We start from the raw sequence: 25,475 nt of genomic DNA, 5'->3' as shown, positions 1-25,475 counted from the left end.
CAGAGTGACAGGCGAGAGGTAAAGACTGTGGAAGCACATCTGTTCGAATGGCTGAACCTGAGCGTGCGCTGGGTTCACATGATCACTGGCGTGGCCTGGATCGGCGCGTCGTTCTATTTTGTCTGGCTGGAAAACAACCTCAATCGGGTCAACCCGAAGAGTGGTCTGGCAGGCGATCTGTGGGCGATCCACGGTGGTGGGATCTACCACCTGGAGAAATACAAACTGGCTCCACCGACCATGCCGGACAACCTGCACTGGTTCAAGTGGGAAGCCTACTTCACCTGGTTGTCGGGGGTCGCGCTGCTGTGCGTGGTGTTCTACTCCAACCCGACCCTCTACCTGTTGGCACCGGGCAGCAGCCTGAGCGGTCCTGAAGGGGTCCTGCTGGGCATCGGCTCATTGTTCGCCGGCTGGTTCATCTACTCCTTCCTGTGCGACTCGGCCCTGGGCAAACGCCCTGCCCTGCTGGGTTTCATCCTGTTCGTACTGATCATCGGCGCGGCCTACGGCTTCAGCAAGGTGTTCAGCGGCCGGGGGGCGTACCTGCACGTGGGCGCCATCATCGGCACCATCATGGTGGGTAACGTGTTCCGCATCATCATGCCGGCACAACGGGCACTGGTGGCGGCGATCGCCGAGAACCGCACGCCGGATCCGGCCCTGCCGGCCAAGGGCCTGCTGCGTTCACGGCACAACAACTACTTCACCTTGCCTGTGCTGTTCATCATGATCAGCAACCACTTCCCGAGCACCTACGGCAGCCAGTACAACTGGTTGATCCTGGCCGGGATCGCGGTGCTGGCGGTGTTGGTGCGTCACTACTTCAACACCCGCCACGACAGTCACAAGTTCGCCTGGACCCTGCCGGTTGCGGCCGTCGGCATGATCAGCCTGGCATACGTCACCGGCCCTGCGCCGATGACCCGCCCGGAGGTGGCCAAGGCTCCCGCGCAGATCGAGTACCAGCCACTGCCGGAAACCGCCGTCGGTGGTGGTGCGAAACCGGCTGAAGCCACGCAAGCCGCTGCCCCTGCGGCAGCCCCGGTCCAGGCATCCAATGCCGGTCCTGGCTTCGACAAGGTGCACAGCGTGATCCAGGAACGTTGCGCAGTCTGTCACTCGGCCAAGCCCACCAGCCCGCTGTTCAGTGCCGCCCCGGGCGGCGTGATGCTCGACACACCCGAGCAGATCCGCCAGAACGCCGCGCGCATCCAGGCCCAGGCGGTCACCACGCAGATCATGCCACTGGGCAACATCACCCAGATGACCCAGCAGGAACGTGACCTGATCGGTGCCTGGATCGTGCAGGGAGCCCAGACCAATTAAGTAGCGAAAAGCATCGCTGGCAAGCCAGCCCCCACAAGGATCACCTAAATCCTGTGGGAGCTGGCTTGCCAGCGATTGGCCGCGCCGCGGTCCTCCCTGCTGCACAAAATCACAAGAATAAAAAAGATCCGAGGTGTTGCATGTCCGTGTCATCCGAAGCGCGCATCCCCGACGCACCCGCCATCGCGCGCCTGCCGTTGTTGCAACTGATCCTGGTAGGTCTGCAACACGTCCTGCTGATGTACGGCGGCGCCATCGCGGTGCCGCTGATCATCGGGCAGGCCGCCGGCCTGAGTCGTGAAGAAATCGCCTTCCTGATCAATGCCGACCTGCTCGTCGCCGGGATCGCCACCATCGTCCAGTCACTGGGCATCGGCCCCATGGGCATTCGCATGCCGGTGATGATGGGCGCCAGCTTCGCGGCGGTCGGCAGCATGGTGGCCATGGCCGGCATGCCTGGCATCGGCCTGCAGGGCATCTTCGGCGCGACCATTGCCGCGGGGTTCTTCGGCATGCTGATCGCACCGTTCATGTCCAAGGTGGTGCGCTTCTTCCCGCCCCTGGTGACCGGCACTGTCATCACCTCGATCGGTTTGTCGCTGTTCCCCGTTGCGGTGAACTGGGCAGGCGGCGGCAGTTCCGCCGCACAATTCGGTTCCCCCATCTACCTGACCATCGCCGCCCTGGTACTGGGCACTATCCTGCTGGTGCACCGCTTCATGCGCGGGTTCTGGGTCAACATTTCAGTGCTGATCGGCATGGCCCTGGGCTACATCCTCTGTGGCCTGCTGGGCATGGTCGACCTCAGCGGCATGACCCAGGCGCCCTGGGTGCAGATCGTCACGCCCCTGCACTTCGGCATGCCCAAGTTTGAACTGGCGCCGATCCTGTCGATGTGCCTGGTGGTGGTGATCATCTTCGTCGAGTCCACCGGGATGTTCCTGGCGCTGGGCAAGATCACCGGCCAGGAAGTCTGCCCGCGCATGCTGCGCCGCGGCTTGCTGTGTGATGCCGGCGCCTCGTTCTTTGCTGGCTTCCTCAACACCTTCACTCACTCCTCGTTTGCCCAGAACATCGGCCTGGTGCAAATGACCGGCGTGCGTTGCCGCTCGGTCACCATCGTTGCCGGCGGCTTGCTGATCCTCCTGAGCCTGCTGCCCAAGGCCGCGTTCCTGGTGGCCTCGATTCCGTCGGCAGTGCTGGGCGGAGCGGCCATCGCCATGTTCGGCATGGTCGCCGCCACCGGGATCAAGATCCTCCAGGAAGCCGACATCGCCGACCGGCGCAATCAATTGCTGGTCGCGGTCAGTATCGGCATGGGCCTGATCCCGGTGGTCCGTCCGGAGTTCTTCGCCCACCTGCCCTTGTGGATGAGCCCGATCACCCACAGCGGCATTGCCATGGCCACCCTCAGCGCGCTGACGCTGAACCTGTTGTTCAACATCTTGGGTGGCAGCGAACGGGCTGCCATCAACGATTGCGCCGCTCACCCGCACTGACACAAACGCATGATCCCTTGTAGGCGCTGGCTTGCCAGCGCCTACCGGTTGGCGGCTGCCTGCAAGACAAACAATAAAAACAAAAAGGGGGCAACAGATGATTCGTACACACACAAGCCTGCTGTTGGGCGCAAGCCTGTTGGCCGCGAGCCAGGCCATGGCCGGCGATCTGCTGTTGTGGCAAACCAACAGCCTGAGCTACCTGTACGGCAAGAATTTTGCGGTCAACCCATCGATCCAGCAGACCGTGACCTTTGAGCACGCCGACCGCTGGAAGTACGGCGACACCTTTCTGTTCGTCGACAAGATCTTCTACAACGGCAAGGAAGACCCCAACAAAGGCCCCCACAGCTTTTACGGCGAGTTCAGCCCACGCCTGTCAGCGGGCAAGATCTTCGACCAGAAACTGCAACTGGGTCCGATCAAGGACGTGCTGCTGGCCATGACCTATGAGTACGGCGAAGGCGAAAGCGAAGCCTACCTGATCGGCCCCGGCTTTGACCTGGCGGTACCCGGGTTCAACTACGTGACCCTGAACTTCTACCGGCGCCAGACCGAAGGGCCGCGTCCGGGTGACGGCGTCTGGCAGATCACCCCGACCTGGTCCTACACCATTCCCGCAGGCCGCTCCGACGTGCTGATCGACGGCTACCTCGACTGGGTCGTGGACAACGACCAGAATTCGCGCGGCACCTATCACGCCAACCTGCACCTCAACCCGCAGATCAAGTACGACCTGGGCAAGGCCCTCAACGGCCCGACCAAACAGATCTACGTCGGCGCCGAATACAGCTACTGGAAAAACAAATACGGCATCCAGGACAACGCCAACCTGGACACCCGCCAGAACACCGCCAGCCTGCTGATCAAGGTGCACTTCTAGAATGGCCCGCAATGGTGCCCCAAGTTTGATACCGGTGCGCTGTTGCGGGGCGCTTGAGCCGTGGCGCGGGAGCCAGTATTCTCCGCGGCCGTCTGAATCCGGTATAAAAAAAAGCCTGGATTTAATTCCTGACCAGAAAGCCAACTTATCCCGGCCCTGGACGGTCACGAGGCTAGTCAAACAAAAGCCCAATGGACGCTTGATCGACTGTTTTCGAACAGCCGGCCAGGCGTTTTTTGCCTTTTTAAAAGCCTTGGCCCAGCTCTTGCTAAGAGCTGTAAAGCTGACCGATTGGATGGTTTTTATAGCAACGAAAAAAGGCGCCACACCAGAGCGCCGTCAAAAAACGTGGAACACCTACTTTGGGAGCAACCGAATGAAACGTACGTGCACTAGCCTGATGCTCGCCGGATCCTTGTTGGCGGGGGGCCAGGCCATGGCCGGCGATCTGCTGCAGTGGCAGAACAACAGCCTGACTTACCTCTACGGCAAAGACTTTCAAGTCAACCCGCGGATCCAGCAGACCGTGACCTTCGAGCACGCCGACGCCTGGAAATACGGCGACAACTTCTTCTTCATCGACAAGATCTTCTACAACGGCAAAGAAGATGCCTTCGCCGGTGAAAACACCTACTACGGTGAACTCCAGCCGCGGCTGTCGCTGGGCAAGATCTTCGACCAGAAATTCGAGTTTGGCCCGATCAAGGACGTGCTGCTGGCCATGACCTACGAGTTTGGCGAAAACGACACTGAGTCCTACTTGATTGGTCCTGGCTTCGACCTGGCCATCCCGGGCTTCGACTACTTCCAGCTGAACTTCTACAACCGCCACACCGAAGGCGATCGCCCGGGTGACGATGTGTGGCAGATCACCCCAGTGTGGTCCTACACCCTCCCTGTGGGCCGCTCCGATGTGTTGATCGACGGCTACATGGACTGGGTGGTCGACAACGACGTCAACAACAAAGGCGAATACCACGCCAACCTGCACTTCAACCCACAGGTCAAATACGACCTGGGCAAGGCCCTGAACCTGGGCGAGAAGCAGTTGTACGTCGGTGTGGAGTATGACTACTGGAAAAACAAATACGGGATTGAAGACAGCCAGGGCTTCAAGACCGATCAGAGCGTGACCAGCTTCCTGGTCAAGGTGCACTTCTGAGTTTTAACTGACAGCCAGCTCACCCTTCACCCACCCACGCGCATCGAGAGCGGGTGAAGGGCAAAATTTGCCATTTCAGCTTTTTGTTGCAGGTCCCTCCACTATATCGAATCGATTACTAACTCGCCTCAACGCGGAGAACGCCTCGACCACATAGTTAGTAATCGAGCCGGCATCTTTCATTAAAAATCTTGTTCTTCGTGATGGCTCCAATGCCATTGCAAACTCGATACCCAGCTGCGACTTACTACCAAAGTAGTGCTTAAGCACTTCACCAGACAAATAACCTCGTGCACGTGATGCAATTTCAGAATCAAAACTGCCCACCCACAATTCGTATTGTGTCTGATGTGAAAATCCATCCATCACCATAGGATAGCCCCTTACAAATGGCATAACCTCATGTGCACCCAATGTATCAATTGTGGCAGCGTGCAGCAGCGCAACGTGCAACGTATCCGCACTCATTAGTTCTTTCTGCGATATCGCCATTCGTCTACTTGGATCAAAAGGAACCACACGGACGCCTGCGTATAACTTTTTAGCTCCACCCAACGCATTACTTATAACAGTTGCTGGACTTGAACGCTCAACCAACATACTGTACTGCAAATTATCCCTGTAAAACTCCAATGATCTACTGACGCCTTTCAAGTTGGAAATGAGAACATCATAATCAACATCCATACCAAAGCTATCAACCGCAAGCCCCCTGGCGAGGACCAACTCAGGCACACTCTCCTCCTTAGTAAACTCCAGTTCAGCCAATACAGTATTTAAACTTCCGATCGCGTTATCGTAGCCGCTTTTAACCAATGCCCTCAAACCCTCTGCATCCTCTCCTCCAACAGACTCTAAATCACCGATAGAACCATATCCAAAAGCAATCCCAACCTCAGGCCAATACAACCCAGAGGGGTCTAAACGACTGACTGGGTTATTACCGCAGAAAGAATAGACATTGAGGCCATTAACTTCTTCCGCAGGATCAGGATTTATCCAACGCTGCAACCACGGTGCGTAATACCGATACCCATAGTAATAGAGCCCCGTCGCATCTCGCTCTTTCCCTGAATAACGAACCGTCTTGTATTTCATCTCTAGCTCGCTGGAGCCGGACCACAACGCCGTGCCGCCAAACGGGTAATAGAATTCCCGACTCACTAACGCCCCCCGCTCATCCAGCTCCACCGTGCACGAATTGAGATGGTCACTCAGGCAATAACGTAGCTGATCATTAGCCACGCCAGAGGGCAGTTGGCTGACCCAGTGCAAAGCACGCACCTGACTGCGTCCCGCCTCGACACTGACGACATGCCGTTCTTCATCAGTGGCCGTGTCGCGGTGAATTTCCAGGCCTGGCAAGTAGCGAACGTCAGTGCGCAGTGTACGGGCCGCTGACTCAGTGACCCGGACCTTGCGCAAGCGATGTCCAGGGCTGTCGTAGAAGTAGAATTCGATATCGTCAGGCCCGTCATCGCGACAGACCATCGTCACGCGACTCAACTGATTTCGAATGTCCCAGTTCATTTTTTGCCCGCGCAGTAATGCCAGTTGATTGCCATTGGCATCAAAACCATTAGCCAGGCTTTCCTTATCCGCCGCACTACGGTTACTGCGGGGTGAGGTGAACATCTCGAAGGTTGCTGCATGGCTGTGATGGCGAGTTTGCAAATTACCTGCGGTGTCGTAGTTAAACGTCTGGGTATAGTTGCGCAAGCGAGTGGGGTCCAACGGCATGGACTGCCAAGCCGGCAGTGCTGGGCCGCAACCGGGCGTGGTTACTTCTCGTCCAGTGGTTTCGACCAGTTGATAAAGGCTGTCATAGCGATATCGGGTGATTGGATCGATGCGTTGATTGTTGAAATAGCGAGTCAGCTCGACCTTATCCTCAATACTGCTGATGTTGCCCACCGGATCATAGTCATAGCTTAAGTGTTGAAGTGGCCCACCATTGCAGGAAAGCAACTGCAGTAGACGCCCATCCTCAGGCGCGTATTGGGCAATAGTGATTACACCGCTTCCAGCCCGCTCACTTGCAACCTTGCTGAACGCGTCGTAGCGGATGTCACTGACCAGCAAACGGGGGGCATCCAGAGAACCCTCCAGTTTCAGCCAGGCTCCAGATAACTGACCGATCCGGTCGTACATGAATGTTCTGCCGTTGCCCATTGCATCGGTCTGACTGTGCATTTCCCCCAAAGGACCATACTGCTGCGTCGTCTCGAAAACCTCATCTTCCAACAAGTCATCTAAAAATCCGCTAGACCAATCCACCGACTCCAGATCGCGCATGAAACGGCTCCGCTCTGACAGCAGCAAACTACCCACCGCGTATTCACAAAGTCCGCGCGAGCCCGCCGGATGATCATGACGGATCAGATGACCACACTGGTTATGCAGCGCCAACTCATCGGCCGCACCACCATAGGCAAAACGCTCTGCTGTGCGGGGTAACTCATCCTGCATGTGCTCCGACACGAGCGTCGGACGCTGCAGTTCGTCGTATTCAGTGTGACGTTGACTACCGCGCCCATCCCAGAATGAACGGATCACACCCGCCTGATCCGGCAGATTCAACTGCCAGCCGGCATCGACACTGTCGACCAATAGAGGCTTACCTGACAGGTTAAAAGTCGTGACGAGGTTGGGATGGGCTGCCGTGCCCCACAAGCGCGGATCCCAGGACACCACCTGTCGTCCCGCATTGTCGAAGTGGTGACGAGTGATGCGTGCCTGGGTGGATGGGTTCAACAGATGACGGTAATAGGCCACACTTCGCACAGCCAAACCGCGCGGATCCATCACCGACACGCTCGGTGTGTGAGCATCAATCCAATGCGAAGCGGCCATGACCGAACCCTCTGCTGGAGGGATTTAATCTGCTTGAACAACCAGGGTGGCGTCTACTGTCAGATCTGACAGTTCAAGCGATTTCAGGCAGCGAAACCCCAAGAAACCGACACAACGCCTCCCGCTTGGCCAGGGCATCGCGCCGGCCGAGCTCGATCAGCTCACTGCAATATCCCGCCTCGAATAGCAGGTAACTCAACACCCCTGCCCCGCTGGTCTTGGTTGCCCCCGGGCCGCGCAAGAACAGGCGCAGCGCCGCCGGCAGCTCCTGGCGATGCCGCGCAGCGATTTCGTCGATCGGCTGGCTCGGGGCAATCACCAATACTTCCACCGGTGCCACACCCAGGGCGCGGGTCGGCGTGCCATCGGGCAGCAAGTGGCTGAACTGGTTCAGGCGCTGCAACAACTCGATGTCGCTTTCCAGGCTGTCAATGAAGGTGCTGTTGAGCATGTGCCCGCCAATCTGCGCCAAGGACGGCTGCTGGCCGGTGTAGGTGCGCAGGGCGTTGTCGGGGTCGACGCCGCGCGGGTTGCCGCTGACCCCCACCACCAGCACCCGGCTCGCCCCCAGGTGCAGCGCCGGGCTGATCGGGGCCGACTGGCGCACCGCGCCGTCGCCGAAGTACTCATTGCCGATCTTCACCGGGGCAAACAACAGGGGAATGGCCGAACTGGCCAGCAGGTGCTCGACGCTCAACTGGGTCGGTACGCCGATGCGCCGGTGCCGCAACCAGGGGGCGATGCTGCGACCGCCCTGATAAAAGGTGACCGCCTGTCCGGATTCGTAGCCAAAAGCGGTCACGGCCACGGCATGCAGTTGTTTTTGCGCGATGGCCTGGTTGATGCCTGACAGGTCCAGCCTGGCGTGGAGCAAATCAGCCAAAGGTGAGCTGTTGAGCAGCGCCACCGGCACCTTGGCGCCAATCCCCAGCAGGCTGTGGCTGACAAAACGACTGGCCTGGCTGATCACGCCCGGCCAGTCGCTGCGCAGCACCTGATGGCTGCGAAAGCCCTGCCAGAACGCGGTCAGGCGCTCGATGGCGGCCGTGAAGTCCATGGCCCCGGCCGCCAGGCTGACGGCATTGACCGCCCCGGCCGAGGTGCCAACGATTACCGGGAACGGATTGGCGGCACCGGCCGGCAACAATTGCGCGATGGCCGCCAGCACGCCCACCTGGTACGCCGCCCGAGCCCCGCCGCCGGAAAGAATCAACCCTGTCACCGGCTCAACCGAACTCATCGCCACACTCCCTGGTGCTGGTTATTGACGGCAGGCAGCCGCTGGCTCAACCACGTTTGTCGTAGAGTTTCGGCTCGCCCGGCGGCCGGCTCTTGAAGCGCCGGTGCGCCCACAGGTACTGCTCGGGGCAGGCACTGACGGCGCTTTCGATCCACTGGTTGATGCGGATGCAGTCGGCTTCGTCGCTGCCCCCGGGGAAATCGCTGAACGGCGGGTGGATCACCAGGCGGTAACCGCTGCCATCGGCCAGGCGCTCCTGGGTGAACGGCACCACCAGTGCCTTGCCCAGCTTGGCGAACTTGCTGGTGGCCGGCACCGTGGCCGCGAGAATGCCAAACAGCGGCACAAAGATACTTTGCTTGGCGCCGTAATCCTGGTCCGGTGCGTACCAGATCGCCCGGCCTGCGCGCAGCAGCTTGAACATGCCGCGCACGTCCTCGCGCTCGATGGCCAGTGAGTCGAGGTTATGCCGCTCACGGCCACGGCGCTGGATGAAGTCGAACAGCGGGTTCTTGTGCTCGCGGTACATGCCATCGATGGTGTGTTGCTGGCCCAGCAGCGCCGCACCGACTTCCAGGGTGGTGAAGTGCAGGGCCATCAGGATCACGCCCTGGCCATCGCGCTGGGCCTGCTTGAGGTGCTCCAGCCCTTCGACATGGGACAGGCGCGCCAGACGCTCGCGGGGCCACCACCAACTCATGGCCATTTCAAAGAAGGCTATGCCGGTGGAGGCAAAGTTTTCCTTGAGCAGACGTTTGCGTTCGTCGGGAGTTTTCTCGGGAAAACACAGCTCAAGGTTACGTTTGGCGATGCGCCGGCGGTCGCTGGCGACCCGATACATGCCAGCACCCAGCACGCGACCAATGCGCAACAGCCACGAATACGGCAACTGGACAACCAGCCACAGCAGCCCTAGACCGCACCAAAGCGGCCAAAAACGTGGCGAAAGAAATGCAGCTCGAAATTGCGGGCGATCCATTAACGATTCCGGACGGACAACAAGGTCGCGCATTCTACATCGGTTCGACCCCGCTTGCGGGCTGCGGGCGTTCTCGTTATAAGTCTCGGCACTTTTAGTGACAAGCCGTTGTATGCCAACCATGAGCCAAACCGAACCGCTAGACCAAGATCCCGTGTTCCAGTTGAAGGGCAGCATGCTCGCCATTACGGTGCTGGAGCTGGCCCGCAATGACCTGGAAACCCTCGACCGGCAGCTGGCTGCAAAGGTTGCTCTGGCACCCAATTTCTTCAGCAACGCCCCGCTGGTGCTGGCCCTGGACAAACTGCCAGCCAGCGAAGGCTCGGTGGACTTGCCCGCCCTGATGCGCGTGTGCCGCCACCATGGCCTGCGTACCCTGGCCATCCGCGCCAGCCGTATCGAAGACATTGCCGCGGCCATTGCCGTCGACCTCCCGGTATTGCCGCCGTCGGGTGCCCGCGAGCGCGCCCTGGAGCCGCTGGAAGGCGAAGCGCGCAAAAAGCCGGAAAAACCACCGGAGCCGAGCATCAAGCCGACGCGCATCATCACTTCGCCCGTCCGTGGCGGCCAGCAGATCTACGCCCAGGGCAGCGACCTGGTGGTAGTGTCCTCGGTCAGCCCGGGGGCGGAACTTCTGGCCGATGGCAACATCCATGTATACGGGCCGATGCGCGGTCGTGCACTGGCCGGTGTCAAGGGCGATACCAAGGCACGGATTTTCTGTCAGCAAATGAGCGCTGAACTGCTGTCCATCGCCGGTCATTACAAGGTTTCCGAAGATCTTCGTCGCGACCCGCTCTGGGGGGCCGGCGTGCAAGTCAGCCTGTCGGGCGACGTGTTGAACATCATTCGGCTTTAACGGATACTGCCGCATTTTCCAAGCATCTCTAAAACGTAGTGAAAACGGCTCAAACGAAGTAGGAAAATGGCATAAAGCGGTGTTTACCGGAGGTAAACCCTGCCCCAGGCCGGATTCCAGCCAAGGCTGTCCGACTGCAGTAGTTTTCAAGAGATGTTTTTCGGGGCTAAAAGTCCTTTTTCCTTAGGGGTGAAACACCTTGGCCAAGATTCTCGTGGTTACATCCGGCAAGGGTGGTGTGGGTAAGACCACCACCAGCGCCGCTATCGGTACCGGCCTCGCTCTGCGTGGTCACAAAACAGTCATCGTCGACTTCGACGTCGGCCTGCGTAACCTCGACCTGATCATGGGTTGCGAGCGTCGCGTGGTGTATGACTTCGTCAATGTGGTCAATGGCGAAGCCAACCTGCAACAAGCCCTGATCAAGGACAAGCGCCTTGAGAACCTCTACGTCCTGGCGGCCAGTCAGACCCGCGACAAAGACGCGCTGACCGTCGAAGGCGTGGAAAAAGTGCTGATGGCACTCAAGGAAGATTTCGAATTCGTGGTCTGCGATTCCCCGGCAGGCATCGAGAAAGGCGCCCACCTGGCCATGTACTTCGCCGATGAAGCGATTGTCGTGACCAACCCGGAAGTGTCCTCGGTGCGTGACTCGGACCGCATGCTGGGCCTGCTGGCCAGCAAATCGCGACGCGCCGAAAACGGCGAAGACCCGATCAAGGAACACCTGCTGTTGACCCGCTACAACCCTGAGCGCGTCAGCAACGGCGAAATGCTTGGCGTCGAAGACGTCAAGGAGATTCTGGCGGTCACCCTGCTCGGCGTGATTCCAGAGTCGCAAGCCGTACTCAAGGCTTCCAACCAAGGCGTACCAGTGATTCTCGACGACCAGAGCGACGCCGGTAAGGCGTACAGCGACGCTGTCGATCGTCTGCTGGGCAAAACCGTGGAACACCGGTTCCTTGATGTTGAGAAGAAGGGATTCTTCGAGCGCCTTTTTGGAGGTAGATAATGAATCTTTTTGACTTCTTTCGCGCCAGCAAAAAAACCAGCACCGCGTCGGTAGCGAAAGAGCGTCTGCAGATCATCGTGGCGCATGAACGCGGCCAGCGTAGCACCCCTGACTACCTGCCAGCCTTGCAAAAGGAACTGGTCGAGGTGATCCGCAAGTACGTCAATATCGGGTCCGACGACGTGCATGTCGCACTGGAAAACCAGGGCAGCTGCTCGATTCTGGAACTCAATATCACCCTGCCAGATCGCTGAGTCGATCCGGCTGGAGCCACGGCGGCTCAGGTCCCCCAGGTTTGCTGGAGGGGCCTGAGCCGCCGTTGGCGTTTGTTACGAGGCTGTTTTAATGCCGTTGTCCAACATCCATATCCTCCACCAGGACGCCGCCGTCCTGGTGGTGAACAAGCCGACCCTGCTGCTCTCGGTGCCTGGCCGCGCCGATGACAACAAGGACTGCCTGATTACTCGCCTGCAGGAAAACGGCTACCCGGAAGCCCGTATCGTCCATCGCCTGGACTGGGAAACCTCGGGGATCATCCTGCTGGCCCGCGACCCGGACACCCATCGTGAACTGTCTCGGCAGTTTCACGACCGTGAAACCGAAAAAGCCTACACTGCGCTGTGCTGGGGCCAACCGGAACTGGACAGTGGCAGCATCGATCTGCCGCTGCGCTACGACCCTGCGACCAAACCACGGCACGTGGTCGACCACGAGTTCGGCAAACACGCGCTGACCTTCTGGCGCGTGCTGGAACGCTGTGGCGACTGGTGCCGGGTGGAGTTGACGCCGATTACCGGTCGCTCGCACCAATTGCGCGTGCACATGCTCTCCATCGGCCATCCGCTGCTGGGTGACGGGCTGTACGCCCACCCCCAAGCCCTGGCGGCGTATCCTCGGCTGTGCCTGCACGCCAGCATGCTGAGCTTTACCCACCCGCAAAGTGGTGAACGCCTGCGCTTTGAGTGCCCAGCACCCTTTTAAGCGCCTGGAAGCCCTTTCAAGCAACCCGTCGAAACCTGAAGGACGCCTGGACCGATGACGCGTAACTCCCCACAACCGTCGACGCCCCTTGAGAAAGCGCCGCAGCAACTGCTCTATCTGGTCTACGGCGACAAGGACGTGTACCGGCGCGAAGCCAAATTCAGCATTCTCACGGCGCTGGCCCAACTGAAAAAGGGCGAGCCGCTGTGCATCCGGGTCCTGACCGATCGCCCCCAGAACTATGCCGGCTGGCCGGTCGAGACCATCGCCCTGAGCGATGAGATCATGACCGCCTGGCAGGGAAGCAACGGCTATCACCACCGGCGCAAGGCCTGCGCCATTGCCTACGGCCTGACGCTGGCGCACAAGACCCTGTTCGTCGACACCGACACCCTGTTCCTGGACAACCCCCAGCGGGTGTTCGAGCACATTGGCCCCGGCCAGTACGTGATGGATCGCTTCGAGTACGACTGGCGCACCGTCTGCGAACGCCCGGACTACCTCAAGCTGGGCACTTGCCTGCAACCCCATGAAGTCACGCCTGACAACGGCTTCAAGCTGTACAACAGTGGCCTGTGTGGCGTTACCGACGGCGACAACCCCTTGCTTGCGCGCACCATTGACCTGATCGACGAGTGGACCCGCGACTCGTTCGATATCCACACCATCGAACAGATCGCCCTGTCCTTCGCCATGCGCGACAAGCCAGTGCATGAAGCGAACCGCTACATCTACCATTTCTTCGCGGAGAAGGGCTTTTTCCATGCCATGCAAAAGCACTTCTTCAGCCTCCATGGCGAACGGTTCCGCACCGAACTGCCCATGCTGTGCACCGAGGTACCACGCTGCAAGCCGATTCCCTCGCCATGGCAGCGCCTGCGCATCAAGTGGAAGCTGCGCAACAAGCGTGGCGCGGTGAAAAAGGTCGGACGCGCGCTGCTCTATGGCAGTGCCGCCCCCGAGCACCCCTACTACGAAGTGTGCCGCCATGAATGGTGGGAATCGGCGTCGCGGGAGATCCTGCGCTGGGACGAAGGCGCGCAGAAAAAGTTCTTCGGCCCCGACCGGGGACGCTGGCCGAAACACCTGCCCAAGCCGGCAAAATCGGCGGACGAACAAACCATCATTGCCTACCTGCGCAAGCGTTTGGCACATTGATCCTGTGCCGCGAGTCGATTGTCGTGCGCCACACGCACTTGCCCAATGCATCGGGCCAATACGTTAAACTCGCGGCACTGCTGTCTGGAGCTACTTATGCGCGAAGAGTTGAACCAAGGCCTGATCGACTTCCTCAAGGCCTCCCCTACCCCCTTTCATGCCACTGCCAGCCTGGTCCAGCGCCTGGAAGCGGCGGGTTATCAGCGCCTTGACGAGCGCGAGCCCTGGACGACCGAAGCCAACGGTCGTTACTACGTCACCCGCAACGACTCCTCGATCGTGGCCATCAAGCTGGGGCGCAACTCGCCGCTGTACGACGGCATTCGTCTGGTCGGTGCCCATACCGACAGCCCGTGCCTGCGGGTCAAGCCGCAACCCGAATTGCAACGCCAGGGGTTCTGGCAACTGGGCGTCGAAGTCTATGGCGGCGCGCTGCTTGCCCCCTGGTTCGACCGCGACCTGTCGCTGGCCGGACGCGTGACCTTCCGCCGTGACGGCAAGGTCGAAAGCCAGTTGATCGACTTCAAGGCGCCGATTGCCACCATTCCCAACCTGGCCATTCACCTCAACCGTGAGGCCAATCAGGGCTGGGCGATCAACCCGCAGACCGAATTGCCACCGATCCTTGCGCAATTTTCCGGTGACGAGCGCGTCGACTTCCGCGCCGTGCTCACCAACCAACTGGCCCTGGAACACGGCCTGAACGCCGACGTGGTGCTGGACTACGAACTGAGCTTCTACGACACCCAAAGCGCCGCGGTGATTGGCCTGCACGGCGACTTCATTGCCGGTGCGCGCTTGGACAACCTGCTGTCGTGCTACGCCGGCCTGCAAGCGCTGCTGAGCGCCGAGACCGACGAGACCTGCGTGTTTGTCGCCAACGACCACGAAGAAGTCGGCTCCTGCTCCGCTTGTGGTGCCGACGGCCCGATGCTGGAGCAAACCCTGCGCCGCCTGCTGCCCGAGGGTGAGGAGTTCGTGCGCACCATTCAGAAATCCCTGCTGATCTCGGCCGACAATGCCCACGGCGTTCACCCGAACTACGCCGACAAGCACGACGCCAACCATGGCCCGAAACTCAATGCCGGCCCGGTGATCAAGGTCAACAGCAACCAGCGCTACGCCACCAACAGCGAAACCGCCGGTTTCTTCCGCCACCTGTGCATGGCCGAAGAGGTCCCGGTACAGAGCTTCGTGGTGCGCAGCGACATGGGGTGTGGCTCCACCATCGGTCCGATCACGGCCAGCCACCTGGGTGTACGCACCGTGGACATCGGCCTGCCGACGTTCGCCATGCATTCGATCCGCGAACTGTGCGGCAGCCACGACCTGGTACACCTGGTCAAAGTGCTCAGCGCGTTCTACGCCTCCCGCGAATTGCCATGACCCGTCGCGGCGAGGGCGCTGCTGCCCTCGCCGCAGATTGCCCAGACGTTGACATTCATCACACCTGTTGACGCAAAAGCCGCCTAAACTTAAACCTGAACCTTTCTAAGGCTGTCGCCATGATCTCGATGTCGCTGTTCAACTCCATGCTCATTCCGATTCTGTCGGGGATGATCCTGCTGGCCATCGGCTTCAACTTTCGTGACAAGAACGCTGGCGTGTTCTCGATGTGGATCGGCATGCTGGTGATTCTCGCCACCGTGGTCATCAAGATCCTCGCCAAACTCAACGAATAAAAGCACCCGCCACACTCGCATTGGGTTTCCCCCCCTCGTACACTCGGTCAACCTGCACCTGTTGAGGTTGACCGCCTAGTGTTTGCTCGCCTGTTCGCCCTACCGTCCACATTGTTCATTTGCCTGCTGCTGTTGCTGCCCATGGCATCGGCCCAGGCGGTCGGTTTGCCGAGTCTGCTGGGCAGCTCCAGCAAGGCCCAGCCGGAACCGACCGAGCCCCTGGGGCAATCGCTGGACGAGGTGATCAAGTCGCTGGAAAACGACCAGCAACGGACCAAGCTGCTGGTTGACTTGAAAAAACTGCGCGATGCCACGAACAAAGCCCAGCCCCCGGTCGAAGAAGGCGTGCTGGGCCTGATCGGCGGCACCCTGTCGAGCCTGGAAAAACAGCTCACCGGCGCCGACAGCCCGATCACCCGCTGGAGCGACGAATTTGACCTGGCCCAGGAAGAGTTCAGCGGTTTGATGCTGCCGGCCAGCGAGTGGCTGCCGATCATCTTCGGCTTTGCCGTGGTGCTGATGCTCTGGAGCCTGCTCGCCGCCGCCCTGATCTGGTTCAGCCACCGCTTGCGCATGCGCTTCGGCCTGACCGAAGAACTGCCCCAGCACCCCCGGACCTGGGACCTGGTGCGCTTCGCCCTGCGCAAGCTCGGGCCCTGGCTGATCGCCCTGGTGATCACCGTCTACATGAGCTACGCGCTGCCGCCCTCCCTGGGCAAGTACCTGGCGATGGTGCTGGCCTACGCACTGGTCGTGGGCACCTGTTTCTCGGCCATCTGCGTGATCGCCTTTTCCCTGCTCGACGGTCCGCACCGCCACCGCGCGTTGTACATCCTGCGACACCAGGCCTTCCGCCCGCTGTGGCTGATCGGCAGCTTTGCCGCATTCGGCGAAGCCTTGAACGACCCCAGGCTGGTGGCCAGCCTGGGAATCCACCTGGCCCACGCCACCGCCACCGTCGCCAATGTCCTGGCCGCGCTGTTTACCGGCCTGTTCATCCTGCGTTTCCGCCGCCCCATCGCGCACCTGATCCGCAACCAGCCGCTGTCGCGACGCCTGACCCGCCGCGCCCTCAGCGACACGATCGAGATCCTCGGCACCTTCTGGTACCTGCCGGCCCTGGTGCTGGTGGGAATCTCGCTGTTTGCCACCTTCGTCTCGGCGGGCGATACCAGCACCGCCCTGCGCCAGGCGCTGATCTGCACCGTGCTGCTGGTGGTGTGCATGGTCATCAACGGCCTGGTTCGCCGGCATTCCCTCAAGCCGCAACGCGGGGCCAAGCGCCACGCACTGTATTCCGAACGCCTCAAGAGCTTCTGCTACACCCTGGTGCACCTGGCGATCTGGCTGGTGTTCATCGAACTGGGCCTGCGGGTCTGGGGCATGTCGCTGATCCGCTTCACCGAAGGCGAAGGCCATGACGTCAGCGTCAAATTGTTCAGCCTGGCCGGCACCCTGATTTTCGCCTGGTTGATCTGGATCCTCAGCGACACCGCCGTGCACCACGCCCTCACCCGCTCGCGCAAAGGCCTGGCCAACGCCCGCGCGCAGACCATGATGCCGCTGATTCGCAACGTGCTGTTCGTCGCGATTTTCATCATTGCGCTGATCGTCGCCCTGGCCAACATGGGCATGAACGTCACCCCGTTGCTGGCCGGTGCCGGTGTCATCGGCCTGGCCATCGGTTTCGGCGCGCAGTCGCTGGTGGCCGACCTGATCACCGGGCTGTTCATCATCATCGAGGACTCCCTGGCCATCGACGACTACGTCGACGTCGGCGGTCACCTGGGCACTGTCGAAGGCCTGACCATCCGTACCGTACGCCTGCGGGACATCGACGGCATCGTCCACACCATCCCATTCAGCGAAATCAAAAGCATCAAGAACTACTCGCGGGAATTCGGCTACGCCATCTTCCGCGTGGCGGTGCCCTACAACATGGAAATCGACGAGGCGATCAAACTGATGCGCGACGTTGGCCAGAAAATCCGCAACGATCCGCTGCAACGCCGCCACATCTGGTCGCCGCTGGAGATCCAGGGCGTCGAGAGCTTCGAGTCCGGCAGTGCGATCCTGCGCGCCCGGTTCAAGACCGCGCCGATCAAGCAGTGGGAAGTGTCGCGGGCGTTCAACCTGTCGCTCAAGCGCCATATGGATGAGGCCGGGCTGGACCTGGCGACGCCACGCATGAGCGTCCAGGTGATTACCCCAGGCGGTGGCACCGAGAAGGATTGATCACCCGCCTCGCTCGCGATGGGGCCGGAACATTCAACAGGGTGGTGGCCGCTAAACCACATCCACCCCGACATGAATCGCATCATGCCGCCAGAACTCCAGGTCACAATCGATCAGCCGCTGATGCTGGTCGTAATTGACCCGGGCAATGCGCAACCCCGGGCTGCCCAGCGACACCCGCAAGGCCGCCGCCGCGTCCACCGGCAGTGAAGTCGGCACGATCTCGAAGCGCACCCGCCCATAGTGCAAATCGTAATGCCGGGCATACAACTCGGTAATCGACTGATTCAGGTCTCGCTCGAGAATCCCCGGGAAATACTGCGGGTTGAGGTAGTGCTCCACATACAACACCAGCCGTCCGTCAATGCGCCGCGCGCGGCAGATCTGGATCACGCTCGACAGCGCCGGCAACTGCAGCCAGGCACAGACAGCCGCCGACGCCGGTTGCTGGCGTGCCGAGATCACTTCCGTCGACGGCTCCCGCCCCTGGGCGCTGACCATGGCGTGAAAGTGACTGCGCTGCATCAGGTTGTACGCCAGCCGGGGTGGCGAAACGAACCAGCCCCGGCGCTCCTCACGATAGATCTGGCCCTGGGCCTCCAGTTGCAGCAACGCTTCACGCACGGTAATGCGTGTGGTGCCAAACAGTTCACTGAGCTTGCGCTCGGCCGGCAGCTTGCTGGCAGGCGCCAACAGACCGTGGTCGATCTGCTCTTGCAGGACTTGGCCAATGGCTGTCACCGCACGGGTTGCCTCTTCACGCATCAAGGTTACCTTTCTGGACTAGACCAGCACTGTTTCGGGGCCGGAGTGCGCCAAAAAACGCCTCCTCTAAGCTACTGCAAGCCTAGGCACAACATGTGACTGATCGATGACATAGCCGCCCAACGGCAGCGTCAAAGCACTGCAATTGTGCGGCCAAGTCCCGGTAAACCGGCCTCCTCCCCATGGTCTACGCTTACCTCGTTGTCACCCCAAGCACGCGAAAAAAAGCCATGGGCCAGGGTCACCGACATCAAAGTGTCATCCAACCCACCTAAATTGGCTCAGGTATTGCTGACCTAGACCAACCCAACCGCAAACGTTCGATAAAAACGCAGCGTTGAATACGCCCAAAGGAGCTTTCGATGAAACAGCTTTTCCTGGCATCCCTGTTAGGCTCGACCATTGCCATGTGCACCACCGCCATGGCTGCTGATACCGATCTGAAAACCCTGGAAGCCGCTGCGCGAGCGGAAGGCGTGGTCAACAGTGTCGGCATGCCCGATGACTGGGCCAACTGGAAAGGCACCTGGGAAGACCTGGCCAAGACCTACGGCCTCAAGCACATCGACACCGACATGAGCTCAGCGCAGGAAATCGCCAAGTTCGCCGCGGAGAAAGACAACGCCAGCGCCGACATCGGCGACGTCGGCGCGGCCTTCGGCCCGATCGCGGTCAAGCAGGGCGTGGTGCAACCCTACAAGCCCTCGACCTGGGACCAGATTCCGGACTGGGCCAAGGATAAAGATGGCAACTGGGCCCTGGCCTACACCGGCACCATCGCCTTTATCGTCAACAAGAAGCTGTTGCACGGCTCTCCTGCACCCACCAAGTGGGCCGACCTCAAGACCGGTAAATACAAGGTCTCCATCGGTGATGTGAGCACCGCCGCCCAGGCTGCCAACGGTGTACTGGCCGCGGCGCTGGCCAACGGCGGTGACGAGAAGAACCTGCAACCGGCGCTGCTGATGTTTGCCGAAATCGCCAAGCAGGGCCGCCTGTCGATGGCCAACCCGACCATTGCCACCATGGAAAAAGGCGAGGTTGAAGTGGGCGTGGTCTGGGACTTCAACGGCTTGAGCTACAAGGCCAAGATGGCCAACCCGGATGACTACACCGTGCTGATTCCGTCCGATGGCTCGGTGATTTCCGGCTACACCACCATCATCAACAAATACGCAAAGCATCCCAACGCCGCCAAGCTGACGCGCGAATACATCTTCAGCGATGCGGGCCAGATCAACCTGGCCAAAGGCAACGCCCGGCCGATCCGCGCCGAACACCTGACCCTGCCCGCCGAGATCCAGGCCAAGCTGCTGCCGAATGAGCAGTACAAAGGCGTGACCCCGATCAAGGACGCCGACGCCTGGGAAAAAACCTCCAAGGCCTTGCCACAGAAGTGGAACGAAGAAGTCATCGTAGAGATGAAATAACCCCTGAGGGAGCGAGCCTGCTCGCGATGACGACCTGACATTCAAAGACCCACTCGGGTGTCAGACCGCTATCGCGAGCAAGCTCGCTTCCACAACGAACTACGATGTTTCGAGTTACTGGTGTACGGAGTTTCAGTCCCATGAGTCACAACGTCATCCTTGTCGTTCTTGACGGTCTCAACTACGAAGTCGCGCGGCATGCGATGGGGCATTTACAGGCCTATGTGCACGCGCAAAAAGCCGCCCTGTACAAACTCACTTGCGAGCTGCCTTCGCTGTCGCGCCCGCTCTACGAAGCGATCCTGACTGGGGTCACGCCCATCGACAGCGGCATCGTCCACAACAACGTCGCGCGTCTGTCCGATCAGCGCAGCATCTATCACTACGCCCGTGACGCCGGCCTGACCACCGCCGCCGCGGCCTATCACTGGGTCAGCGAGTTGTACAACCGCTCCCCCTTCGTCCCGGCCCGGGATCGCCACACCGCCGAGCCCGAGTTGCCGATCCAGTACGGCCACTTTTATTGGACCGACCACTACCCGGATTCGCACCTGTTCGCCGACGCCGAGCACCTGCGCCGGCAGCATGCCCCGCACTTTCTGCTGGTGCACCCGATGAACATCGACGACGCCGGGCACAAGCACGGCCTCGACACTCCGCAGTACCGCAACAGCGCCCGCTCGACCGATATCATCCTGGCCGACTACCTGCAAGGCTGGCTCGACGCCGGCTACCAGGTGCTGGTGACCGCCGATCACGGCATGAACAACGACCGCTCCCACAACGGCCAGTTGGCCGAGGAACGGGAGGTCCCGCTGTTTGTGATTGGCGATGCCTTCAGCTTCAACCCCGATGCCGCCCCCAGGCAGCTCGAGCTGTGCGGCACGGTCTGCCAATTGCTCGGCATACCCCACGACAAACCTGTGTGCAGGGAGTTGCTCAAGTGAATGCCATCACCCGAGGCAAATGGTTGGCGGCGTTGTGCCTGGTGCCCTTTGCGATCTTCTTTTTCGTGTTCCAGATCGCCCCGTTGTGCTGGGTGCTGATCAACAGCCTGCAATCGGAAGAGTTCGGCTGGGGCCTGGCCAACTTCAATAAGATCTTCAGCTCCAGGTTCTACCTGCAAGCGATCCAGCACAGCCTGGAAATCAGTTTCTATTCCAGCCTGTTCGGCATTGTCATTGCCATCCTCGGCGCCTACTCGCTGCGTCGGGTCGACTCCCGGTTGCGCAACTTCGTCAACGCCTTCGCCAACATGACCAGCAACTTTTCCGGCGTGCCCCTGGCCTTCGCCTTCATCATCCTGCTGGGGTTCAACGGCAGCATCACCATCATGCTCAAGCAGGCCGGGATCATTGAGGACTTCAACCTGTACTCGAAAACCGGGCTGATCATCCTCTACACCTACTTCCAGATCCCCCTGGGTGTACTGCTGCTGTATCCGGCGTTCGACGCCCTGCGCGAAGACTGGCGCGAATCGGCAGAGTTGCTGGGGGCCAACGGCTGGCAGTTCTGGCGGCACATTGGCCTGCCGGTGCTGACCCCGGCCCTGCTCGGCACCTTCGTCATCCTGCTGGCCAACGCCCTGGGCGCCTACGCCACGGTGTACGCCCTGACCACCGGCAACTTCAACGTGTTGCCGATCCGTATCGCGGCGATGGTGTCAGGCGACATCTCCCTGGACCCGAACATGGCCAGCGCCCTGGCCGTGGTGCTGGTGGCCTTGATGACCCTGGTGACCGTGGTCCATCAGTTACTGTTGAAGAGGAGCTACCATGTCTCGCGCTGAACCCGGCTCTGCGGCCCTTTATCACCGCGTGGTGGTCTACCTGCTGTTTGCGATCCTGTTGCTGCCACTGGTCGGCACCCTGATCTACTCGATTTCCAGCAGTTGGTCGGCAACCATCCTGCCCTCAGGCTTCACCTTCAAGTGGTACCTGCAACTGTGGAGCGACCCGCGCTTTCTCAATGCCTTCGGCCAGTCGCTGCTGGTCTGCGTCGGGGCGCTGATCCTGTCGGTGGTGCTGATCCTGCCGTTGCTGTTCGTGGTGCACTACCACTTCCCGAAACTCGATGCGCTGATGAACATCCTGATCCTGCTGCCATTCGCGGTGCCGCCGGTGGTGTCCTCGGTGGGCCTGTTGCAACTCTACGGGTCCGGACCGTTCGCCATGGTCGGTACGCCCTGGATCCTGGTGGGCTGCTACTTCACCGTGGCGCTGCCGTTCATGTACCGGGCGATCACCAACAACCTGCAGGCAATCAACCTGCGCGACCTGATGGACGCCGCCCAACTGCTCGGCGCCAGCACCTGGCAGGCGGCGTTCCTGGTGGTGCTGCCGAACCTGCGCAAGGGCCTGATGGTCGCGTTGCTGCTGTCGTTTTCGTTCCTGTTCGGCGAGTTCGTGTTCGCCAACATCCTGGTGGGCACCCGCTACGAGACCTTGCAGGTGTACCTCAACAACATGCGTAACAGCAGTGGTCACTTCACCAGTGCGCTGGTGATCTCCTACTTCCTCTTTGTGCTGGTTCTGACCTGGGCGGCCAATATCTTGAACAAGGACAAAAGCCAATGAGCTACGTCAGCGTCCAACACCTGCAAAAAAACTACTCCGGCACCCCGGTGTTCAGCGACATCAACTGCGAAATCCACAAGGGCGAGTTCGTCACCCTGCTCGGCCCTTCCGGCTGCGGTAAATCCACCCTGCTGCGCTGCATTGCCGGGCTGACCGCGGTGGATGGCGGCAAGATCCTGCTCGAGGGCCAGGACCTGGTGCCCCTGAGCCCGCAAAAGCGCGGGATCGGCATGGTGTTCCAGAGCTATGCGCTGTTCCCCAACATGACCGTGGAGCAGAACGTCGCCTTCGGCTTGCGCATGCAAAAGGTCAATGCCGACGACAGCCACAAGCGCGTACAGGAAGTGCTGCAACTGGTGGAGCTGACTGACTTTGCCGGGCGTTACCCGCACCAGCTGTCCGGCGGCCAATGCCAGCGCGTGGCCCTGGCCCGCTCCCTGGTCACCCGTCCGCGCCTGCTGCTGCTCGATGAACCCCTGTCGGCACTGGATGCGCGGATTCGCAAGCACCTGCGCGAACAGATCCGCCAGATCCAGCGTGAACTGGGGCTGACCACTATTTTCGTCACCCACGATCAGGAGGAAGCCCTGACCATGTCTGATCGGATATTCCTCATGAACCAGGGAAAAATCGTACAAAGTGGCGACGCAGAGACCCTCTACACTGCACCAGTGGATGTGTTTGCCGCCGGATTCATCGGCAACTACAACCTGCTGGATGCCGCCAGTGCCAGTAAACTGTTGCAACGTCCCATCAACAGCCGCATCGCGATTCGCCCGGAGGCCATCGTGCTGAGCCGCACGGGCGAACCCGATACCCTGATCCGTAGCCACAGCTTGCTGGGCAACGTGATTCGCTACCGGGTCGAGGCGCGCGGCGTCGAATTGGTGGTGGATGTACTGAACCGTTCGGCGGCTGACTTGCATGCGGACGGGCAACGCCTGGCACTGTCCATCGATCCGAGCGCCCTGTGTGAGGTCGCCTGATGATGTCAACGAAAGAGCTGAAGAGAGAGCACTGATGGCCCTGGCAATTTTTGATCTGGACGAAACCCTGATCCACGGCGACTGCGCCACCCTCTGGAGTGAACAGATGGCCCGCCTGGAGTGGGTCGACGGTGAGTCGTTCATGCACCGCAACAACGAACTGATGGACGCCTACAGCCACGGCAAGCTGGCGATGGAAGAGTTCATGGCCTTCAGCCTGGAACCCTTGATCGGCCGAACCCCGCAGGAGGTCGAGCACCTTGTAGGGCCCTGGGTCGAAGACTTTATCGAGCCGATCATCTTCAGCGATGCCACCAAGACCATCGCCGCCCACCGCAAGGCAGGCGACCGGATCCTGGTGATTTCAGCCTCGGGCACCCACCTAGTCAAACCCATCGCCGAGCGCCTGGGTATCGATGAAGTGCTGGGTATCGAACTGAAGGTGGTCAACGGTTTCTACAGCGGCCATACCGTCGGCACCCTGACCTACCGCGAAGGCAAAATCACCCGCCTGCTGGAATGGCTGGACGCCGAAGAAGAAAACCTCGAGGGCGCGAGTTTCTATTCCGACTCCCGCAACGACCTGCCCTTGCTGCTCAAGGTCGACTTCCCCCACGTGGTCAACCCGGACCCGGTACTGCGCGAGCATGCACAACAGGCCGGCTGGCCGATTCACCACTGGAAATAATCGAGAAACTGTGTGGGAGCGCCGCCCGACCTGCTCCCACAGGTTTGATGCAATGTCGTCAGGTCAGACTCTCGTCAATCACCAATACCAGCTTGCCTGACACCTGATTGGTCGCCAGTTCGGCAAACGCCGCCTCGGCATCCCTGATCGGGAAGGTCTTGGCCAGTTGCGGGCTCAAGCGGCCTTCGGCGAACAACGGCCAGATGTGCTGGCTGAGATCGCTGAACAGATCGGCCTTGAACTGATCATCGCGGCTGCGCAGGGTCGAACCCAACACCTGGATCCGCTTGGCCAGCACCTGCGCCAGGTCGAGCTTGGCATCACGCCCGCCCATCAGGCCAATCAACACCCAGCGTCCGTCCCGAGCCAACACCTTCAGGTTCAACGCCGCGTAGTTGGCACCGACCGGGTCGAGGATCACATCGAACGGCCCCAGGTCGCTCACCCCTTCCAGGCCATCAGTGCGCACCACCCCGCCTTGCGCGCCCAGCGCCTCGCAATACGCCAGCCGATCGGCCGAACCGACACTGACCCAGCACGGGCTGCCAAAGGCCTTGCACAGCTGAATGGCCGCCGAGCCCACGCCACTGGCACCGGCATGCAGCAAGACTTTCTCCCCGGGCTTGAGCGCAGCCAGTTGAAACAGGTTCAGCCAGGCGGTGCTGTACACCTCCGGAAGCGCCGCTGCTTCGGCCAACGACAAGCCCTCCGGTACCGGCAGGACGTGACGGGCATCGACCACCACTTCCTCGGCCATGCCCCCCCCGGCCAGCAGCGCACACACCCGGTCACCGATCTGCCAGGTCGAGCCCGGGCCGACCTCGCTGATGACCCCGGAGCACTCCAGCCCCAGCACCTGGCTGGCGCCCGGAGGCGCAGGATAGAGCCCCGCTCGCTGCAGCAGATCGGCCCGATTCAACCCCGCGGCCGCCACACGTATGCGAACTTGCCCTACATCACAGACTGGAGCCGGCTCTTCAACCCACTCCACATGTCCCTCAACGCCTTGCAATGCCTTCACAGTGCCTCCATAGTGAGTCTGGACTGAGCCCGATGCTATAGCGCCGGGCTTTTTGCATTATGCGACCGGTCCTTGTGGAACCGGCGACTTCAAAGACGGCCTAATATGCGTTATCAATTGTCCCCGCGTCGAATCGG

Annotated in this window: 23 protein-coding genes; 18 read left to right on the top strand and 5 right to left on the bottom strand. The window is 60.6% G+C overall.

Translation table 11 applies throughout. The features are described from left to right. Window positions 1-27 precede the first annotated feature (27 nt). The 4 genes from AACY45_RS01045 to AACY45_RS01030 all read left to right on the top strand — a co-directional run bounded on the left by AACY45_RS01045 (window position 28) and on the right by AACY45_RS01030 (window position 4,873). Window positions 28-1,329 carry a urate hydroxylase PuuD gene (locus tag AACY45_RS01045; protein WP_339543740.1) on the top strand — a complete coding sequence of 434 codons (1,302 nt, stop codon included), beginning with the start codon at window positions 28-30 and terminating at the stop codon, window positions 1,327-1,329. 140 nt (window positions 1,330-1,469) lie between these two features. Continuing rightward, a complete protein-coding gene (locus AACY45_RS01040; RefSeq protein WP_339543739.1) occupies window positions 1,470-2,828 on the top strand; it encodes a nucleobase:cation symporter-2 family protein in 1,359 nt (452 codons plus the stop codon). A gap of 97 nt (window positions 2,829-2,925) precedes the next feature. Beyond that, window positions 2,926-3,711, top strand: coding sequence for an outer membrane protein OmpK (locus AACY45_RS01035; RefSeq protein WP_339543738.1), 786 nt, complete (start codon window positions 2,926-2,928; stop codon window positions 3,709-3,711). A 376-nt stretch (window positions 3,712-4,087) separates the two neighbouring features. Further along, complete coding sequence (locus tag AACY45_RS01030; RefSeq protein WP_339543737.1) at window positions 4,088-4,873, top strand: outer membrane protein OmpK; 786 nt, start codon at window positions 4,088-4,090, stop codon at window positions 4,871-4,873. A gap of 75 nt (window positions 4,874-4,948) precedes the next feature. On the opposite strand, the gene AACY45_RS01025 is transcribed toward AACY45_RS01030, so the two are convergent. The 3 genes from AACY45_RS01025 to AACY45_RS01015 all read right to left on the bottom strand — a co-directional run bounded on the left by AACY45_RS01025 (window position 4,949) and on the right by AACY45_RS01015 (window position 9,945). After that, complete coding sequence (locus tag AACY45_RS01025; protein ID WP_339543736.1) at window positions 4,949-7,726, bottom strand: RHS repeat domain-containing protein; 2,778 nt, start codon at window positions 7,724-7,726, stop codon at window positions 4,949-4,951. 73 nt (window positions 7,727-7,799) lie between these two features. Continuing rightward, the gene (locus AACY45_RS01020; protein WP_339543735.1) at window positions 7,800-8,966 is read right to left on the bottom strand and encodes a patatin-like phospholipase family protein; all 1,167 of its coding nucleotides are present in this window, start codon (window positions 8,964-8,966) and stop codon (window positions 7,800-7,802) included. A gap of 46 nt (window positions 8,967-9,012) precedes the next feature. Then, the gene (locus tag AACY45_RS01015) at window positions 9,013-9,945 is read right to left on the bottom strand and encodes a lipid A biosynthesis lauroyl acyltransferase (protein ID WP_339543734.1); all 933 of its coding nucleotides are present in this window, start codon (window positions 9,943-9,945) and stop codon (window positions 9,013-9,015) included. Between the two features lie 121 nt (window positions 9,946-10,066). On the opposite strand from AACY45_RS01015, the gene minC reads away from it, so the two are divergent. From minC to AACY45_RS00975, 8 genes are all read left to right on the top strand, one after another. Then, complete coding sequence (gene minC, locus AACY45_RS01010) at window positions 10,067-10,804, top strand: septum site-determining protein MinC (RefSeq protein WP_339543733.1); 738 nt, start codon at window positions 10,067-10,069, stop codon at window positions 10,802-10,804. 199 nt (window positions 10,805-11,003) lie between these two features. Continuing rightward, a complete protein-coding gene (gene minD / locus AACY45_RS01005; protein WP_095167921.1) occupies window positions 11,004-11,816 on the top strand; it encodes a septum site-determining protein MinD in 813 nt (270 codons plus the stop codon). Next, a complete protein-coding gene (gene minE / locus AACY45_RS01000; protein ID WP_095167919.1) occupies window positions 11,816-12,070 on the top strand; it encodes a cell division topological specificity factor MinE in 255 nt (84 codons plus the stop codon). Before minD ends, minE begins: the two co-directional genes overlap by 1 nt. 91 nt (window positions 12,071-12,161) lie before the next feature. Beyond that, window positions 12,162-12,797: an RluA family pseudouridine synthase gene (locus AACY45_RS00995; RefSeq protein ID WP_339543732.1), complete on the top strand. Its 636-nt coding sequence runs from the start codon at window positions 12,162-12,164 to the stop codon at window positions 12,795-12,797. A gap of 54 nt (window positions 12,798-12,851) precedes the next feature. Next, window positions 12,852-13,955, top strand: coding sequence for a hypothetical protein (locus AACY45_RS00990; protein WP_339543731.1), 1,104 nt, complete (start codon window positions 12,852-12,854; stop codon window positions 13,953-13,955). 96 nt (window positions 13,956-14,051) lie between these two features. After that, a complete protein-coding gene (locus tag AACY45_RS00985; protein WP_339543730.1) occupies window positions 14,052-15,341 on the top strand; it encodes a M18 family aminopeptidase in 1,290 nt (429 codons plus the stop codon). Between the two features lie 119 nt (window positions 15,342-15,460). Beyond that, window positions 15,461-15,637 carry a hypothetical protein gene (locus AACY45_RS00980; protein ID WP_174244590.1) on the top strand — a complete coding sequence of 59 codons (177 nt, stop codon included), beginning with the start codon at window positions 15,461-15,463 and terminating at the stop codon, window positions 15,635-15,637. Between the two features lie 78 nt (window positions 15,638-15,715). Continuing rightward, window positions 15,716-17,872, top strand: coding sequence for a mechanosensitive ion channel family protein (locus tag AACY45_RS00975; RefSeq protein ID WP_339543729.1), 2,157 nt, complete (start codon window positions 15,716-15,718; stop codon window positions 17,870-17,872). Between the two features lie 51 nt (window positions 17,873-17,923). Here the strand turns inward: AACY45_RS00975 and AACY45_RS00970 are convergent, their stop codons facing one another. Next, complete coding sequence (locus AACY45_RS00970; RefSeq protein WP_339543728.1) at window positions 17,924-18,637, bottom strand: UTRA domain-containing protein; 714 nt, start codon at window positions 18,635-18,637, stop codon at window positions 17,924-17,926. Window positions 18,638-18,999: 362 nt separating this feature from the next. Between AACY45_RS00970 and AACY45_RS00965 the strand changes: the two genes are divergently transcribed. From AACY45_RS00965 to AACY45_RS00940, 6 genes are all read left to right on the top strand, one after another. Beyond that, complete coding sequence (locus AACY45_RS00965; RefSeq protein WP_339543727.1) at window positions 19,000-20,067, top strand: ABC transporter substrate-binding protein; 1,068 nt, start codon at window positions 19,000-19,002, stop codon at window positions 20,065-20,067. Between the two features lie 140 nt (window positions 20,068-20,207). Then, on the top strand, window positions 20,208-21,014 hold the full coding sequence (locus tag AACY45_RS00960; protein ID WP_339543726.1) for an alkaline phosphatase family protein: 807 nt from the start codon (window positions 20,208-20,210) through the stop codon (window positions 21,012-21,014). After that, on the top strand, window positions 21,011-21,856 hold the full coding sequence (locus AACY45_RS00955) for an ABC transporter permease (protein WP_339543725.1): 846 nt from the start codon (window positions 21,011-21,013) through the stop codon (window positions 21,854-21,856). Before AACY45_RS00960 ends, AACY45_RS00955 begins: the two co-directional genes overlap by 4 nt. Continuing rightward, window positions 21,843-22,643, top strand: coding sequence for an ABC transporter permease (locus AACY45_RS00950; RefSeq protein WP_339543724.1), 801 nt, complete (start codon window positions 21,843-21,845; stop codon window positions 22,641-22,643). Before AACY45_RS00955 ends, AACY45_RS00950 begins: the two co-directional genes overlap by 14 nt. Next, window positions 22,640-23,629, top strand: a complete 990-nt coding sequence (locus AACY45_RS00945) for an ABC transporter ATP-binding protein (RefSeq protein WP_339543723.1) — start codon at window positions 22,640-22,642, stop codon at window positions 23,627-23,629. Before AACY45_RS00950 ends, AACY45_RS00945 begins: the two co-directional genes overlap by 4 nt. Window positions 23,630-23,663: 34 nt before the next feature. Next, complete coding sequence (locus AACY45_RS00940) at window positions 23,664-24,317, top strand: HAD family hydrolase (protein ID WP_339543722.1); 654 nt, start codon at window positions 23,664-23,666, stop codon at window positions 24,315-24,317. A 58-nt stretch (window positions 24,318-24,375) separates the two neighbouring features. Here the strand turns inward: AACY45_RS00940 and AACY45_RS00935 are convergent, their stop codons facing one another. Then, window positions 24,376-25,338 carry a zinc-binding dehydrogenase gene (locus AACY45_RS00935; RefSeq protein WP_339543721.1) on the bottom strand — a complete coding sequence of 321 codons (963 nt, stop codon included), beginning with the start codon at window positions 25,336-25,338 and terminating at the stop codon, window positions 24,376-24,378. Window positions 25,339-25,475: the final 137 nt, after the last annotated feature.

This window comes from Pseudomonas sp. RA_35y_Pfl2_P32 (assembly GCF_963970735.1).
GTDB lineage: Bacteria > Pseudomonadota > Gammaproteobacteria > Pseudomonadales > Pseudomonadaceae > Aquipseudomonas.
This window is presented reverse-complemented; position numbering and strand designations above follow the sequence as displayed.

What these genes read in the sequence shown, in the direction of transcription:
- AACY45_RS01040 (WP_339543739.1), top strand. Translation starts at nt 1,470, where the DNA reads ATGTCCGTGTCATCCGAAGCGCGCATCCCCGACGCACCCGCCATCGCG.
- AACY45_RS01035 (WP_339543738.1), top strand. Translation starts at nt 2,926, where the DNA reads ATGATTCGTACACACACAAGCCTGCTGTTGGGCGCAAGCCTGTTGGCC.
- AACY45_RS01030 (WP_339543737.1), top strand. Translation starts at nt 4,088, where the DNA reads ATGAAACGTACGTGCACTAGCCTGATGCTCGCCGGATCCTTGTTGGCG.
- AACY45_RS01025 (WP_339543736.1), bottom strand. Translation starts at nt 7,726, where the DNA reads ATGGCCGCTTCGCATTGGATTGATGCTCACACACCGAGCGTGTCGGTG.
- AACY45_RS01020 (WP_339543735.1), bottom strand. Translation starts at nt 8,966, where the DNA reads ATGAGTTCGGTTGAGCCGGTGACAGGGTTGATTCTTTCCGGCGGCGGG.
- AACY45_RS01015 (WP_339543734.1), bottom strand. Translation starts at nt 9,945, where the DNA reads ATGGATCGCCCGCAATTTCGAGCTGCATTTCTTTCGCCACGTTTTTGG.
- minC (WP_339543733.1), top strand. Translation starts at nt 10,067, where the DNA reads ATGAGCCAAACCGAACCGCTAGACCAAGATCCCGTGTTCCAGTTGAAG.
- minE (WP_095167919.1), top strand. Translation starts at nt 11,816, where the DNA reads ATGAATCTTTTTGACTTCTTTCGCGCCAGCAAAAAAACCAGCACCGCG.
- AACY45_RS00995 (WP_339543732.1), top strand. Translation starts at nt 12,162, where the DNA reads ATGCCGTTGTCCAACATCCATATCCTCCACCAGGACGCCGCCGTCCTG.
- AACY45_RS00990 (WP_339543731.1), top strand. Translation starts at nt 12,852, where the DNA reads ATGACGCGTAACTCCCCACAACCGTCGACGCCCCTTGAGAAAGCGCCG.
- AACY45_RS00985 (WP_339543730.1), top strand. Translation starts at nt 14,052, where the DNA reads ATGCGCGAAGAGTTGAACCAAGGCCTGATCGACTTCCTCAAGGCCTCC.
- AACY45_RS00980 (WP_174244590.1), top strand. Translation starts at nt 15,461, where the DNA reads ATGATCTCGATGTCGCTGTTCAACTCCATGCTCATTCCGATTCTGTCG.
- AACY45_RS00970 (WP_339543728.1), bottom strand. Translation starts at nt 18,637, where the DNA reads ATGCGTGAAGAGGCAACCCGTGCGGTGACAGCCATTGGCCAAGTCCTG.
- AACY45_RS00965 (WP_339543727.1), top strand. Translation starts at nt 19,000, where the DNA reads ATGAAACAGCTTTTCCTGGCATCCCTGTTAGGCTCGACCATTGCCATG.
- AACY45_RS00960 (WP_339543726.1), top strand. Translation starts at nt 20,208, where the DNA reads ATGAGTCACAACGTCATCCTTGTCGTTCTTGACGGTCTCAACTACGAA.
- AACY45_RS00950 (WP_339543724.1), top strand. Translation starts at nt 21,843, where the DNA reads ATGTCTCGCGCTGAACCCGGCTCTGCGGCCCTTTATCACCGCGTGGTG.
- AACY45_RS00945 (WP_339543723.1), top strand. Translation starts at nt 22,640, where the DNA reads ATGAGCTACGTCAGCGTCCAACACCTGCAAAAAAACTACTCCGGCACC.
- AACY45_RS00940 (WP_339543722.1), top strand. Translation starts at nt 23,664, where the DNA reads ATGGCCCTGGCAATTTTTGATCTGGACGAAACCCTGATCCACGGCGAC.